This is a genomic window from Marinospirillum sp. (genome assembly GCF_035271045.1).
In the GTDB taxonomy this organism is placed as follows: domain Bacteria; phylum Pseudomonadota; class Gammaproteobacteria; order Pseudomonadales; family Halomonadaceae; genus Marinospirillum.
Genome location: NZ_DATESC010000015.1, coordinates 1 through 14,660, shown reverse-complemented (window position 1 = coordinate 14,660; position 14,660 = coordinate 1). Strand labels below are relative to the sequence as shown.

Sequence of the window (14,660 nt, the reverse complement as noted above, 5' to 3'; positions counted from 1 at the left end):
CCAAATGCTGCACTTGCTAACTATACGAAAGTATAAAGCATTAAGTAGTAATACTACAAGCTTGTTTTTGGCTTTTTAAGGTCACAGGCTATTTCTTTACCTGAAATTAGGGGTAAGCTAGACTCCTTTGTATTTTATTCACTTGTGGTGGGTCAAAAACTGATGAAATTTCGCTTTCCTGTTGTTGTTGTTGATGAAGATTTTCGTTCTGAAAATATCTCTGGTTCTGGTATTCGTGACCTTGCTGAAGCCATTGGCAAAGAAGGTATGGAAGTTGTAGGCTACACCAGCTATGGCGATTTAACTGCTTTTGCCCAACAAGCTAGCCGTGCATCTTGTTTTATTGTTTCTTTAGACGATGAAGAAATAGGTGAAGGCACAGAAGAAGGTGCTAACCGAGCTTTAGAAGTAATCAGCAGTTTTATAACAGAAGTGCGGAAACGTAACAGTGATATTCCTATCTTCCTTTATGGTGAAACGCGTACATCACGCCACATTCCTAATGCTATTTTGCGTGAGTTGCACGGCTTTATTCATATGTTTGAAGATACACCCGAGTTTGTTGCTCGCCATATTATTCGTGAAGCTAAAAAATATTTAGATGCTTTAGCACCGCCGTTTTTTTCTGCCTTAATGGATTACGCCAGCGATTCTTCCTATTCTTGGCACTGCCCCGGTCATTCAGGCGGCGTTGCCTTCTTAAAAAGCCCTGTAGGGCAAATGTTCCACCAATTTTTTGGTGAGAATATGCTACGTGCCGATGTGTGTAATTCGGTCGATGAGCTAGGTCAGCTGTTAGATCATACTGGCCCAGTGGCGGCTAGTGAACAAAATGCGGCGCGTATTTTTGGTGCCGATCATTTGTTCTTCGTAACTAACGGTACATCAACTTCTAATAAAGTAGTTTGGCATTCCACCGTTGCCCCCGGCGATATAGTTGTGGTTGACCGTAACTGCCATAAGTCGATTTTGCACTCGATTATTATGACGGGCGCAATTCCCGTCTTTTTAATGCCGACCCGTAACCACTATGGCATTATTGGCCCGATTCCTAAAAGTGAATTTTTGCCTGAAACCATTCAGCAAAAAATTGCCGACAACCCTTTTGCGCGTAATGCAGTGAATAAAAAGCCACGTATTTTAACCATTACCCAGTCAACTTATGACGGTATTGTGTATAACGTGGAAGAAATTAAGCAAATTTTAGGTAATACCATTGATACCTTGCACTTTGATGAAGCTTGGTTGCCTCATGCGGCTTTCCACGAATTCTATAAAGATATGCACGCTATTGGTGGTGGTGAGCGTGAACGGTCAGAAGAAACGCTAGTGTTTTCAACGCAATCTACGCATAAGCTACTAGCGGGCCTGTCACAGGCTTCACAAATTTTGGTGCAAGACAGTAAAAACCGTAAGTTAGACCGCTACCGTTTTAATGAATCCTACCTAATGCACTCTTCAACTAGCCCGCAATACGCCATTATTGCCTCTTGTGACGTTGCTGCTGCGATGATGGAAGAACCGGGTGGTCATGCTTTGGTAGAAGAATCCATTCTTGAAGCCATTAACTTTCGTCGTGCGATGCGTAAGGTTGATGATGAGTTTGGTGATGATGATTGGTGGTTTAAAGTTTGGGGCCCAGACAAGCTTACTGAAGAAGAAGGCATTGGTGAGCGTGATACTTGGGTGATTCATTCAGGTGATACTTGGCATGGCTTTGGTGAGATAGAAACCGGCTTTAATATGCTCGACCCCATTAAAGCGACCATTATTACCCCTGGATTAGACGTTGATGGTAATTTTGATGAGCAAGGCATTCCGGCTTCTATTGTTAGTAAATACTTAGCGGAACACGGCATTATTATTGAAAAAACAGGGCTCTATTCCTTCTTTATTATGTTTACCATCGGCATTACCAAAGGCCGTTGGAACTCTATGGTAACGGAGTTGCAGCAGTTTAAAGATGATTATGATCGTAACCAACCTTTATGGCGTGTTATGCCAGAATTTGCTAAGCGCTTCCCAAGGTATGAGCGTACAGGTTTACGTGATTTATGTAATGCCATTCATGCGGTTTATAAGGAATATAATCTGGCACGCATTACTACCGATATGTATTTATCCAAAATTGAACCCGCCATGTTACCTGCCGATGCTTGGGCAAAAATGGCGCACCGCCAAGTGGAGCGCTGCCCGATTGATGAATTAGAAGGGCGTATAACCGCCATGCTGGTAACGCCTTATCCTCCAGGTATTCCATTACTGATCCCCGGCGAACGCTTTAATGCCACCATTGTTGGCTACTTAAAGTTTGTGCGGGACTTTAACCAACGCTTCCCCGGCTTTGAAACCGATGTGCATGGTTTAACGCATGAGGAAGTCGATGGCGTAGAAGGCTATTACGTGGATGTGTTGGTTTAAATAATTTTTAACTCCCTTAGTTTTGCCAATAATTGCTCTGCTGGTGTGTTTTCATTTTCCAGTAGGGCAATCTCTTGGTCTTGATTTGGTTTACTAAGTTCGGTGCTTTGAATTACGGCACTCATTGTTTTGTTATCAAATGAATTTTGCTGTTGGCTTGCCTGTGATGTAATCAGCAACAAACCTTTAGTCAGTAGCCAAGCTTCTAACTGAGCTTGTTCTGCTGCCAATCCGTCTGCTAGTTCGTCTTCATCGATTACTAGGCTTAAACGTCCGGCGTTAAACACTAAGCGTTCTAGCTGAACAGCTAATTGCTGGCGCTGGGCTTTACTTCCACCTTGCAGTGTTATTTTTGCAGGAATTTGCCCTAACCTTGCGGCTCTTTCACTGGAAGTAACAGGGGTGAGTTCTATTGTTTTTGCTGTTTCTGACGGCGCTTCCTGATGACTGGCTTGAATCATACCGGCGGCGACTGTGCCTTGTTCATGCCGGTCAATCAGAATAAAACTGCCGGTAGTGCGATTAGTTAAATAATCATCAGCTAAAATGGGTTGCTCTAACTGCAATTCAACACGGGCAATTTCATTCAGTTTAAGTTCTGCTGCGGGTTGGCGTTCTAAGGTGTTTACTTGCGTGGTGTAGTGAATGGCAACCATCCGCGCATTCACCAAGCGACTGGCGGTTTTAAGCCGATAGGTTTTGCCCTGTATTGAAGGCTGTTCTGCCATCCACACTATTTCTGCGCTAATTCTGTCAGTTACAACCGAAGTATCATCCGCAGCGACTAAAATATCACCACGCGAAATATCAATTTCATCTTCTAAAGTAACGGTAATCGCCATTTGCGGGTAGGCGTGTTGCAGTTCATTTTCAGCGGTTAGCGTTTTATTGGCGGTTATTAGCGATTTAACCCGACTGGTTGCGCCCGATGGCAAGGCTTTAATGGCATCACCAACGCTAAGCTTACCGGCGGCTAATGTACCGCAATAACCCCGAAAATTAAGGTTAGGACGGTTCACATATTGCACGGGAAAACGCAGCATTTGTGCTGCAATAGGCGGTTGTACATCAAGGCTTTCTAATAGCGCCATTAAAGGCAAACCCTGATACCAAGCTAAAGAGGGGCTGGCATTGACCACATTGTCACCTTGCAAAGCCGACAAGGGAATAAAATGCAGCTCAGGCAATTTTAGTTGCGTGCTGGCTGTTAAAGATTGGGCAAAGGCTAGGTAATCTTCACGAATTTGATTAAATCTTGCTTGGCTAAAATCGACCAAATCCATCTTGTTCACTACTACTATTAAGTGGTTTAGCCCCAAAAGTGACACTAAAAAACTGTGGCGAAAGGTCTGTACCTGCATGCCTTTACGTGCATCGATCAACACCAAGGCAACATCGGAATTAGAAGCGCCCGTCACCATATTACGGGTGTATTGTTCGTGACCTGGCGTGTCGGCAATTATAAATTTACGCTTGGCGGTTGAAAAATAACGGTAGGCAACATCTATAGTGATGCCTTGTTCACGCTCAGCCTGCAAGCCATCCACCAATAAGGCTAAATCCACCGTATCACCCGTAGTACCTTGGGTTTTACTGTCTTTTTGAATGGCTTCTAGCTGGTCTTCATAAATCATTTTACTGTCGTGAAGCAAGCGCCCAATCAGGGTCGATTTACCATCATCAACATTGCCGCAGGTTAGCAAACGCAAGAGCTGTTTATTTTCTTGCTGTAACAAATAACCTTCAATGTCGGCGCTAATTAAATCGCCTTGTTCTTGAATATAACTGGCAGTCATTAGAAATAACCCTCCATTTTTTTCTGTTCCATCGAACCACGCGCATCTTTATCAATCATGCGTCCCTGGCGTTCAGACGTACTGGTTAAGAGCATTTCTTGAATAATTTCTGGCAGGGTAGCAGCGGTGGATTCAATCGCCCCTGTTAGTGGGTAACAACCCAAAGTTCTAAAGCGTACTTGTTTAAGTTGTGGTTCTTCGCCCTCTGCTAAGGGTAGGCGTTTATCGTCAACCATTATCCAAGCGCCATCCCGCTTAACCACAGGGCGCAGCGCAGAAAAATACAGCGGCACTAGCGGAATTTTTTCCAGCCAGATGTACTGCCAAATATCTAATTCTGTCCAGTTAGAAAGAGGGAAAACACGAATGCTTTCACCTTTTTTTACTTCGGTGTTGTAAAGGTTCCACAGCTCTGGCCGTTGGTTTTTAGGGTCCCAACGGTGGTTTTTATCCCGAAACGAAAAGACTCTTTCTTTAGCACGCGATTTTTCTTCATCACGCCTAGCACCACCAAAAGCCGCATCAAAACCATACTTGTCTAAGGCTTGTTTTAAGCCAGCTGTTTTCATTAAATCGGTATGCAAAGCCGAACCGTGAATAGCTGGGTTAATGTCCATATCCACGCCTTCCTGGTTGGTATGTACCAACAATTCCATACCCGCATCTTTAGCCGCTTGGTCACGAAAGCGAATCATCTCCTGAAACTTCCAAGTGGTATCAATATGCAGCAAAGGGAAGGGTGGTGTGCCAGGGTAAAAAGCTTTACGAGCTAGGTGCAACATAACGGACGAGTCTTTCCCTATGGAATACATCATCACTGGGTTGGCAAAACTAGCCGCCACTTCACGAATAATGTGAATGCTTTCAGCTTCTAGCTGCTGTAAATGAGTAAGCCGTGATTCGGCAAGCGCAGGCATTTTTTATTCCTGTTAACAAAGTTTAAAAGAAGAATGCAGGAGAGTATGCCGCTTGCTGAGTCCAACTAAAAAGAATAAATAGGTATTCTCTAATGCTTTTAAAGAATAAGAGTGGTGGGGTGTTAAGTGATAAAGGATTGGCGCATTTAAGGTAAACTTGTAGTCGCTCTAAGCTATTGCTAAAGTAGCGGCCTCTTTGGGGAGTAGCCTGCTTCTTTTGTTTAGAAGCGTTCGTATCAACATACCTGGCCTTACGCCATGGTACGGACACCACTCGGTTGGCGAGACCATTGATCTATTCATGCCTTTAGTCGGGCGTGTGGATAGATCGTGGACTCAACCTGCCCGACCGGAGTTTTTAGCATGAACCCTATTGCACTTCTTCTCTTGGCTTTTGCCATGTCCACAGATGCCTTTGCCGCTGCTATTGGTAAAGGTGCCAGTCTAAAAAAACCTCAATTTTCAGAAGCCCTAAGAATGGGGCTGATTTTTGGCAGTATTGAAGCAATCACACCTTTAATTGGCTGGTTAATGGGCAAATCAGCAGCAGTTTATGTACAGGCTTGGGCACATTGGATTGCCTTCTTTTTATTAGTAGCTTTGGGTTTACACATGATTTATGAAGGGGTAAAACCCAGTTCAGAAGTAGCAGAAAAGCCTGCTAAACACTCTTTTCTTAAAGTTTCTTTAACTGCTTTAGGCACCAGTATTGATGCAATGGCAGTGGGAGTCGGCTTGGCATTTATTAAGGTGAATATTTGGATAGCGGCAGGTTTAATAGGTTTAGCCACAACACTGATGGTGACGCTAGGCGTTATGATCGGCGGTGCGGTGAGTTCTTTGCTGGGTAATAGGGCTGAAGTTTTTGGTGGTTTTACCCTGATAGGCGTGGGTGTTTGGATTTTATCAGGCCACTTTTAGAGTTTTAAATTATGATTTTTCTAGCTCTAGTGTAGGTAAACGTAATATATAAGCACTCACTGCTAGGGCTGTAATAAGCATGGCTAGCTTGGCCCATAAAAGGCTAACAATTACCAAAGTCACTCCTACACTTATCCACAATAGAGTTACGGCCATTAATTTGGCCTTAAGTGGTAAGCCTTTGCCTGCTAAATAATTGGCTATAGAAGGCCCAAAACGCGGGTGACTCGTTATCCAGCTATAAAACTTAGGTGAACTACGAGCAAAACAAGCCGCCGCTAAAAGTATGAAAGGTGTAGTAGGCAGCAAGGGTAAAAAAATACCCACAACCCCCATAACAAAACTAACCCAGCCAAAAATAAAAACCATACGCCTAATTAAAGGATTAGTTAAAACTTTGGGCTTAGGTAAAGAAGAAGCCATAGGCTTTGACCTTTGTAAATTTATATTTCTAAGCTGTTAAGAGTGGTATAAGAATAACAGAATTATAGACAAATCACTCTATTACACCTTGCTAAGCCAAGTGGTATAGTGAATCTGCTCAATAAAAAAAATGTCTATGGAGTGGCTAATATGACTCGATTTAAAGTGTTTTTATTTATTATCTTAAGCTTTTCGCCTTGGTTACTAGCTGAAGACTTAAGTATTCCAGCTCCTTCAACATTCCAGGTGATTCCCGCAACAGCAGAGCACATTCAGCAGCTTAAACAAGGCGGCTATGTCATTTATATGCGTCATGGGCTTACGGATGCACGTTTTCCTGACTTAATTCCTATTGATTTAGACGATGTTGAAAGTCAGCGCCCTTTATCAGACGCTGGAATAAAGTTATTAGACCAAGTGGGTAAACACGTTACTAAGCTAAAGCTACCTTACAAAGTTGTAATAAGTAGCCCTTTTTTTCGTGCGCAAGAAAGTGCATTTCGAGTCTTTGGTGAGCCTATTGAAGTAGATGTAGATTTGCGTTACACCGCGGCAATGCCAGATTTAGAGAAACAACCGGCTGTAGTGCGAACCTTGGAATGGATTTCAAAACCCGTTGCAGACCCAGGTTACAACCGCGTTGTTGTTGCTCATGGCCCCAATATTGCTGAACTAATGGATTATCTACCACCTGAAAACACCCTCGTTTTTTTTAAACCCTTAGGTGATCAAGGCTTTTCTTACTTTGCCAGTATCGAGCCTAGTCATTGGCCTAAGTTATTAAAAGAGCTGAATTTTGAATGAAAGCACTGAAAAGTTTTAAATTTTTGCTATTACTGCCACTAATAATGGTTGTTATAGCAGCTGTTGCTTTGGTTTATACCAGTCTAGAAAGGCTAGAACAGCAGCACGACCAAGCAGCCCAAGAGCAGCAGCAAAACCTTAGTATTATTTCTAATGCGGCTGAGTTTTCGCGCAAGCTGGGCAATATTCAAAAACGTATGAATTTAGCCTTAGATGGTGCTTTGGCAGGAGAGCTCAGCGAACTTCAGCTTTACCGTATGCACAGCGGTATTGTTAATGATTTAGCCAGTGCTGCCAAGGCTATTGATGAGCTTTCAGCCTCGCAACTGGTGCTTGATGCTAATCATGGCAGTGCTAAGGGCTTACAAAACGCTTTCTCTGAATATAAACGCTTTGTCATTATGTCCACCGATGTACTGGCAGTTGATCCTCAGGTTGCCAATACCTTTTTACAAAAAGCTCAGCGTCACTACCTGGATTTTTCAATATTCATTAGCAAGGTTGAATTTTTACTGGCTGAACAAACCAAACTTCGCAATAAAGAGCAGGCAAACACCTTTGGTCAATTGGTAAATCGTTTGTTTTTATTTAGCTTTACCGCCTTGATATTGCTCTTTGGTTTTTCTCAATTTTTATCCTACCGTGCTAGCTGTGGGTTAATTGATATTGCTGAAGGGCTTGCCCTTTTGTCTCGTAGCCAAACAAGCCGTACTCCTTTGCCGCGTATAGAAGCCCTGCAGCAATCAGGCCGTGGTGAGATGAAGCGAATTGCAGCTAAGTTGTTAGATTTTCGTCACTCCCTTGAACGTCAGCGCGTGGCGGAAGAAGAAGCATTTCAGCTGGCATTTTATGATGCATTAACTCAGCTTCCTAATCGTCGGTTGGTGAATGAGCGGATTCACCAAGCCTTAGGGGAATGCAAGCGGAATGAGCAGCAAGCAGCCCTTATAGTTTTAGATATTGATGATTTTAAAGTGATTAATGAAGTAAGAAGCTACGAAGTGGGTGATCAAGTTTTACTAGCTACCAGTGCGCATTTAACTAATTTAGTCACCGATGCCGACACTGTTGGCCGTATTGGTAGTAATGCTTTTGCTATTTTGTTGCTAGGTATGAGCAGTACAAATGAAGCAGCCAGAAAAGTTCAGCAGCTAAGTGAAGCAATTAAAAATAGCTTTGTTGAATTTATATTAAAGGATGAACAAACTTTTTTTCTTACCGCAAGTATGGGGGTTACTTTTTTTGATAGCAGCTTAGAAAACGTAAACGAACCCCTTAAAGAAGCTGAAGCAGCCATGTATCGTGCCAAAAAAGCAGGACGTGGTTTACTGCGTTATTACGATGCCCAAGTGCAAGCTTTGCAACAAGAAAAACTTCAGTTAGAAAACGATCTACGCAAAGCATTAAACAATCAAGAATTTCAGCTTTATTATCAGTTACAAATGAATGCCAATGAACAACCTTTAGGTGTAGAGGTTTTATTACGCTGGAAGCATCCAGAGCGCGGAATGGTTTCTCCAGGAGAGTTTATTCCCTTAGCTGAGTCTTCAGATTTGATTTTATCAATAGGTCAATGGGTATTAGAAACAGCTTGTGATCAGCTGCAGGCTTGGAAAACAACTTACCCTGAATTCAGCATGGCGGTTAATGTCAGCGTGCGGCAATTTCGCCAAGCTGACTTTGTTGAGCAGGTAAAAAATGCTTTGCAAAGAACCCAAGCAAATCCTAAGTTATTAAAGCTAGAGCTAACAGAAAGCATGGTGTTAGACGAAGTTGAAAGCACTATCTTAAAAATGGAGGAATTGCGTCAGCTAGGTATACGTTTTTCCATTGATGACTTTGGTACGGGCTATTCTTCTTTACAGTATCTTAAGCGCCTTCCCTTAGACCAACTTAAAATCGATCAATCGTTTACTCGTGATATTACCTTTGATAAAAATGACGCCGCCATAGTGCAAACTGTTATTGCTATGGGCCAAGCTTTAGAGTTGGAAGTTATTGCTGAGGGAGTTGAAACATGGGAGCAGCAGCAAATTTTACAACATTATGGCTGTAATTTTTATCAGGGTTACCTCTATGGCCGACCCTTTCCAATAGAAGATCTAGAAGTTAACTTAAATAAACTACTAGCTTAGTTAAGTTATAAGCAAACAACTATTCAGTATTTTAAGTTATAAGAAATTCTCGCTACTCTAGCTTGCAATAAGTTCTTAATGAATAAAATTGTTGAGGTGTGAGAAAGCGATGTATAGCTACAATCAGGTTGACCAGCAGTTGGTTGATGAGCGGGTAGAGCAGTTTCGTGATCAGACGCGCCGTTATTTAGCCGGTGAATTGCCTGAAGAAGAGTTTTTGGCACTGCGTTTGATGAACGGTCTTTATATCCAACGCCAAGCGCCTATGCTGCGTGTGGCGATTCCTTATGGTACTTTTTCTGCGCCCCAGTTGCGTGCTTTGGCGTATATCGCCCGCACTTGGGATAAAGGTTATGGTCACTTTACCACCCGCACCAACATACAATTTAACTGGCCTAAGTTAGAAGATGTGCCGGATATTTTGGCGGAACTGGCTAAGGTGCAAATGCACGCTATTCAAACTTCTGGCAACTGCATTCGTAATACCACGACTGACCCTTTAGCAGGTGTTACCGATGATGAAGTGGCTGACCCACGCCCTTGGTGTGAACTGATTCGTCAGTGGTCAACTTTGCATCCTGAATTTGCTTACCTTCCCCGTAAATTTAAAATTGCGGTTAGTGGCGGTCCTAATGATAGGGCTGCTAGCCGTGTGCATGATATTGGTTTAGAGCTGGTAAAAAACGCTGCTGGCGAAGTGGGCTTTAAAGTCTTGGTGGGCGGTGGTTTAGGTCGTACGCCGATTATTGGTAAGGTGGTGCGTGACTACCTAGAAGCAGATGAATTGTTTTCTTATTTAGAAGCCATTCTGCGTATTTATAACCTAAAAGGTCGCCGTGATAATAAGTACAAAGCACGGATTAAAATTTTAGTGGCGGCTTTAGGCATTGATGAGTTTCGGAATTTGGTTGAAGAAGAATGGCAGCACCTTAAAGGCGGTGAGCTGCGTTTAACGCCTGAAAAAATTAGCCAAGTTGAAACCCATTTTAAGCCTTTTACCTATGTTGAACAAAATCCTGCCCAAGCCAAGCAAACGGCGGCAGATTTAGCAGCGGCTTTTGCTGAACACCCTGACTTTAAAGTTTGGTATGAACGCAATACCCAAGCCCATAAAGTGGTGGGTTATCGCATTGTGCATATTTCGCTTAAACCTTTATTGGGTGCGCCTGGCGATATTACCGATCAGCAAATGGAAGCGGTAGCCGACCTAGCCGAAGCCTATAGTTTTAATGAAATTCGTGCCACGCAAGATCAAAACCTAGTACTCACCGATGTGCAGGAAAAAGATTTATTAGCAGTTTGGCAGGGCTTAGTGGCTGCCAATTTAGCCAGAGCCAATATTAATACCCTGACCGATAGCATTGTTTGCCCCGGCTGGGACTTTTGTGCGCTGGCGAATGCTAAAACGCTGAATATTAATGAGCAGATTAACCAAGCTTTTGATGATTTAGATTACCTCTATGATTTAGGTGATATTCAGCTGAATATCTCCGGCTGTATTAATGCCTGCGCCCATCACCATATTGGTCATATTGGTATTTTAGGGGTCGATAAAAAAGGCGAAGACTGGTACCAAATTACTTTGGGTGGCTCAGCTACAGAACAAGCCCGCTTAGGTAAGGTGTTAGGTAGAGCTGTGCCAGCAGATGCTGTTGCTGACACGCTTAAAACTATTTTGGCAACCTACCTTGATCTGCGCCAAGCCGATGAAAGCTTTATTCAAGCGGTGGATAGGCTGGGTATTCAACCCTTTAAAGAAGCTGTTTATCATTAGGCTTTAGGAGTGAAAAAAATGCCATTAATTATTAATCGTCAAATTCAAAATGAAGATGCTTGGCAGTTTATTGACGCAGAAGATTTTCAGCCAGAACAGGTTACAGCTGCAAACAACCAAGCCTTAGTTTTACCCGCAGAAAAGCTAGCCGAAGTTGCACCAAAAACTTTGCTTCAATTAAGTGAAGCTAAAAAACTTGGTGCTTCTTTAACCACGGAACAAGACCATGAATTATTGCTGCCTTACTTAGATAAGCTAGCTTTAATTGCGATAGAGTTTTTGGTTTTTCGTGATGGTCGGGGTTTTAGCCAAGCACGCTTGTTACGCCGTGCCGGTTTTAAAGGTGAATTAAGAGCGGTGGGGGAAGTGGCGCGTGACCGCTTAGCGCATTTAGAAAGCTGTGGTTTTGATGCTTTTGTTATTCCAGAAGAGCGCTTTAAAGCAGAAGATTTAGCTGCTTTTAGTGAAGTAGGCGTGAGCTATCAGCAGCCCAGTCTTCAGCAGCAAAAAGAAAAACTGGAGGCTGAAGATGGCATCGCTTGAAGACTTTTTAACTTCACCAAAAGAACAGCCTAGCCAACCTTTAACGCCTGAGTTAGAAAAAAAGCTAGCGACTACGCTGGAACGCTTAAAAACAGCCCTTGCTGACTATGGTGAAGGCTTAACTTTTGCTAACAGCTTGGGAGCGGAAGATGCTTTGCTCACTGGCTTAATTGGTAATTATTTAACCACCGATAATCAGCCAGCTATTCAGCAGTTTGTGTTGGATACTGGGCGCTTGCCAGAAGAAACCTTAACCTTGTTAGCCCAAGTTCAGCAAAAATGGCCGCAGTTAGACATTAAAGTTTTTTACCCAGAAGCAGTGCAGTTGCAAGGTTGGGTAACAGAACAAGGCGTGAATGCTTTTTACCGCTCGCAAGAACTGCGTAAAAGCTGCTGCCAAGTGCGTAAATTAGAACCTTTGCGCCGTGCGTTAAAAGGTAAGACGGCTTGGATTACGGGTTTAAGGCGAGAGCAGTCGGTAACCCGTGAAGCCCTAGATTACAGCCAGTGGGATGCTGGCAATGGCTTGCAAAAACTTAGCCCTTTATTTGATTGGAGCGAAGCCGAAGTTTGGGCGGTTATTCAGGCATTAAAACTGCCCTACAACAGTCTGCACGATAACAACTACCCCAGCATTGGCTGTGCGCCTTGCACCCGTGCTGTTCAGCCCAATGCTGATCCACGTTCAGGTCGCTGGTGGTGGGAAAACCCTGAAACCCGTGAATGCGGTTTGCATTCGGCTGTAGAATTACAGGCGGCAAAAAGCTAGCTATGGAATACCTACCCTTATTTTTTAACTTAAAAAACCGCCCAGTATTATTGATTGGTGGCGGCGAAGTTGGCTTGCGTAAAGCACGGCTGTTAATTAGAGCTGGCGCCAGGTTACAGCTGGTAAGCCATGAATTGCACCCAGAGCTAGAAGAATTATTAGCTGCTAGCCAAGGCAAGTTAGTAGCAAATGATTACTATAAAGACCAGCTGGAGGGTGTGGTATTGGTGGTGGCGGCTACCGATGATGAAGCTGTTAACCAGCAAGTTCATGCTGATTGTGTAGCAAGAAATTTACCCGTTAACGTGGTGGATAACCCTGCTTTGTGCAGCTTTATTGTGCCTGCCATCGTTGACCGTTCACCCGTAGTGATTGGTATTTCTTCCAGCGGTAAAGCACCGGTTTTAGCACGTTTATTAAGAGCTAAGTTAGAAAGTATTATTCCCACCCGTTACAGCGATTTAGGCCAGCTAGCGGCGCGTTTTCGTGATGCTGTAAAAGCACGTTTTAGCGATATCAACCAAAGGCGCAAATTTTGGGAAACGGCTTTTCAAGGCAGCGTTGCTGAAAGGGTTTTTAACGGCCAAATGCCAGAAGCAGAAAAGCTATTACAGCAACAGTTGGAAAACAGTGATACTAGTCAGCCCGTAGGCGAAGTGTATTTAGTAGGCGCTGGGCCAGGCGACCCAGAACTATTAACCTTTAAAGCTTTACGCTTAATGCAGCAGGCCGATGTGGTGCTTTACGATCGGCTGGTGTCGGCTGAAGTGTTAGATTTATGCCGCCGAGATGCCGAGCTGATTTATGTCGGTAAAAAGCGTGATAACCATGCCGTGCCTCAGCCCGATATTAACCGCTTATTAGTTGAAAAAGCTTTAGCAGGGCAGCGAGTGGTGCGCTTAAAAGGCGGTGATCCTTTTGTGTTCGGTCGGGGTGGTGAAGAGCTAGAAGAACTTAAAGCCGCTGGCGTACCTTTTCAAGTCGTTCCTGGAATTACCGCCGCCAATGCCTGTTCTGCCTATGCGGGTATTCCCTTAACGCACCGAGATTATGCCCAATCGGTCAAGCTTATTACTGGACAATTAAAAAACCGTACCAGCGATTTAAACTTTGCTGAAATGATAGCGCCTAACCAAACCTTGGTGTTTTACATGGGGCTACACACCTTAGAACTTCTGGTCGCTGGCCTAGTAGAAAAGGGCAAACCTGCCAGTACGCCTATCGCTTTGGTTTCACAAGGCAGCACACCCCAACAAAGGGTTTTAACCGGCACTTTAGATAACATAGTCGCTAAACAAGCGACTGCACAATTACCCGCACCAGCGATTATTATTGTCGGCGAAGTGGTGGCACTGCATGAAAAGCTGGCTTGGTTTAATACAGGAAAGATTAATAAACCATTAATTGCACCATAGGCACGGCGACTAAGCATTTCTGGTACCACCAAGCCTCGTACAATAGTAAAAATGCCATTACTTGCACCATAAACTATACATACCATCGCGATAACCCACATGCTTTTAGGCTCTAGTGCTAACACAATAAATACCAAGGTAAATACGGCAACCACTAAGCTTCCTATGCGGTGCATAGACACTCCTGAACCCAAGAGGCTGATTAAAATTCGACCCGCTACTTGAGCTGATCCTATGGTTGCTATGGCCCAAACCACATTATTGGTAGATAAGTCACTTTCAAGCATTAGTGGATACATGTGAAAGGTGAAAGCGGTAAAGACACCAGCGTAAGCCGTTAGTGCAACCATTAACAACCAGAAAGCAGGCTTGTAAAATATTGCCCTAATTTCTTGCTTATCTGTGGTTAGTGCATTATTTAGATTTGGTTGTTCAAAATTAATAGCATCTTTTTTGGGTTGAATAAAACCAATATAGGCTGTTGTGCAAACCAATCCATTAATACTTGGTGGGCTATTGTGAGCGCGGCGACCTTAAGATCAGTAACGCCTTGGCCGAAAATGCCATCCGACCCTTCGCCATTGGCCGTAAAAACTGGTTGTTTGCCGACACTCGTAAAGGCGCAGAAGCCAGCGCCGCTTGTTACTCACTGATAGAAACCGCCAAAGCAAATCACCTCGATCCACAAGCCTACATCAAGCACATTCTTGACCGCATAGCTGTCGCTGACACATTAGAAAAA

The 14,660-nt window shown here is 43.6% G+C and carries 11 protein-coding genes, 1 pseudogene and 1 riboswitch; of the genes and pseudogenes, 9 read left to right on the top strand and 3 right to left on the bottom strand.

Annotated elements, in window-relative coordinates; all coding sequences use genetic code 11:
• The first annotated feature begins 162 nt into the window (after positions 1-162).
• Positions 163-2,421, top strand: a complete 2,259-nt coding sequence (locus VJY63_RS05590; protein WP_324048865.1) for an arginine/lysine/ornithine decarboxylase — start codon at positions 163-165, stop codon at positions 2,419-2,421.
• Here VJY63_RS05590 and cysN read toward each other — a convergent pair.
• Complete coding sequence (cysN, locus tag VJY63_RS05585) at positions 2,418-4,217, bottom strand: sulfate adenylyltransferase subunit CysN (RefSeq protein ID WP_324048863.1); 1,800 nt, start codon at positions 4,215-4,217, stop codon at positions 2,418-2,420. The genes VJY63_RS05590 and cysN overlap by 4 nt on opposite strands.
• Positions 4,217-5,134 (bottom strand): sulfate adenylyltransferase subunit CysD, encoded by a 918-nt coding sequence (cysD, locus tag VJY63_RS05580; RefSeq protein WP_324048861.1) that lies wholly within the window; start codon positions 5,132-5,134, stop codon positions 4,217-4,219. Before cysD ends, cysN begins: the two co-directional genes overlap by 1 nt.
• 191 nt (positions 5,135-5,325) lie before the next feature.
• A riboswitch (yybP-ykoY riboswitch) is annotated at positions 5,326-5,490 on the top strand.
• Positions 5,491-5,497: 7 nt separating this feature from the next.
• Between cysD and VJY63_RS05575 the strand changes: the two genes are divergently transcribed.
• Positions 5,498-6,055: a manganese efflux pump MntP family protein gene (locus VJY63_RS05575; RefSeq protein WP_324048859.1), complete on the top strand. Its 558-nt coding sequence runs from the start codon at positions 5,498-5,500 to the stop codon at positions 6,053-6,055.
• A 9-nt stretch (positions 6,056-6,064) separates the two neighbouring features.
• Here the strand turns inward: VJY63_RS05575 and VJY63_RS05570 are convergent, their stop codons facing one another.
• Positions 6,065-6,478, bottom strand: a complete 414-nt coding sequence (locus tag VJY63_RS05570) for a YbaN family protein (protein WP_324048858.1) — start codon at positions 6,476-6,478, stop codon at positions 6,065-6,067.
• 150 nt (positions 6,479-6,628) lie between these two features.
• On the opposite strand from VJY63_RS05570, the gene VJY63_RS05565 reads away from it, so the two are divergent.
• The 7 genes and pseudogenes from VJY63_RS05565 to VJY63_RS05535 form a co-directional block, all read left to right on the top strand.
• Entirely contained in the window at positions 6,629-7,282 is a 654-nt protein-coding gene (locus VJY63_RS05565; RefSeq protein ID WP_324048856.1) for a hypothetical protein, read from the top strand.
• Entirely contained in the window at positions 7,279-9,417 is a 2,139-nt protein-coding gene (locus VJY63_RS05560; protein WP_324048854.1) for a bifunctional diguanylate cyclase/phosphodiesterase, read from the top strand. The genes VJY63_RS05565 and VJY63_RS05560 overlap by 4 nt, the downstream gene beginning before the upstream one ends.
• Positions 9,418-9,526: 109 nt before the next feature.
• Positions 9,527-11,191 carry a nitrite/sulfite reductase gene (locus VJY63_RS05555; RefSeq protein ID WP_324048852.1) on the top strand — a complete coding sequence of 555 codons (1,665 nt, stop codon included), beginning with the start codon at positions 9,527-9,529 and terminating at the stop codon, positions 11,189-11,191.
• An 18-nt stretch (positions 11,192-11,209) separates the two neighbouring features.
• The gene (locus VJY63_RS05550; protein WP_324048850.1) at positions 11,210-11,734 is read left to right on the top strand and encodes a DUF934 domain-containing protein; all 525 of its coding nucleotides are present in this window, start codon (positions 11,210-11,212) and stop codon (positions 11,732-11,734) included.
• The gene (locus VJY63_RS05545) at positions 11,721-12,503 is read left to right on the top strand and encodes a phosphoadenylyl-sulfate reductase (RefSeq protein ID WP_324048848.1); all 783 of its coding nucleotides are present in this window, start codon (positions 11,721-11,723) and stop codon (positions 12,501-12,503) included. The genes VJY63_RS05550 and VJY63_RS05545 overlap by 14 nt, the downstream gene beginning before the upstream one ends.
• A gap of 2 nt (positions 12,504-12,505) precedes the next feature.
• Positions 12,506-13,918, top strand: coding sequence for a siroheme synthase CysG (gene cysG / locus VJY63_RS05540; protein ID WP_324049303.1), 1,413 nt, complete (start codon positions 12,506-12,508; stop codon positions 13,916-13,918).
• Positions 13,919-14,420: 502 nt separating this feature from the next.
• Positions 14,421-14,660 (top strand): annotated as a pseudogene (locus VJY63_RS05535) (IS66 family transposase); the annotation flags it as partial.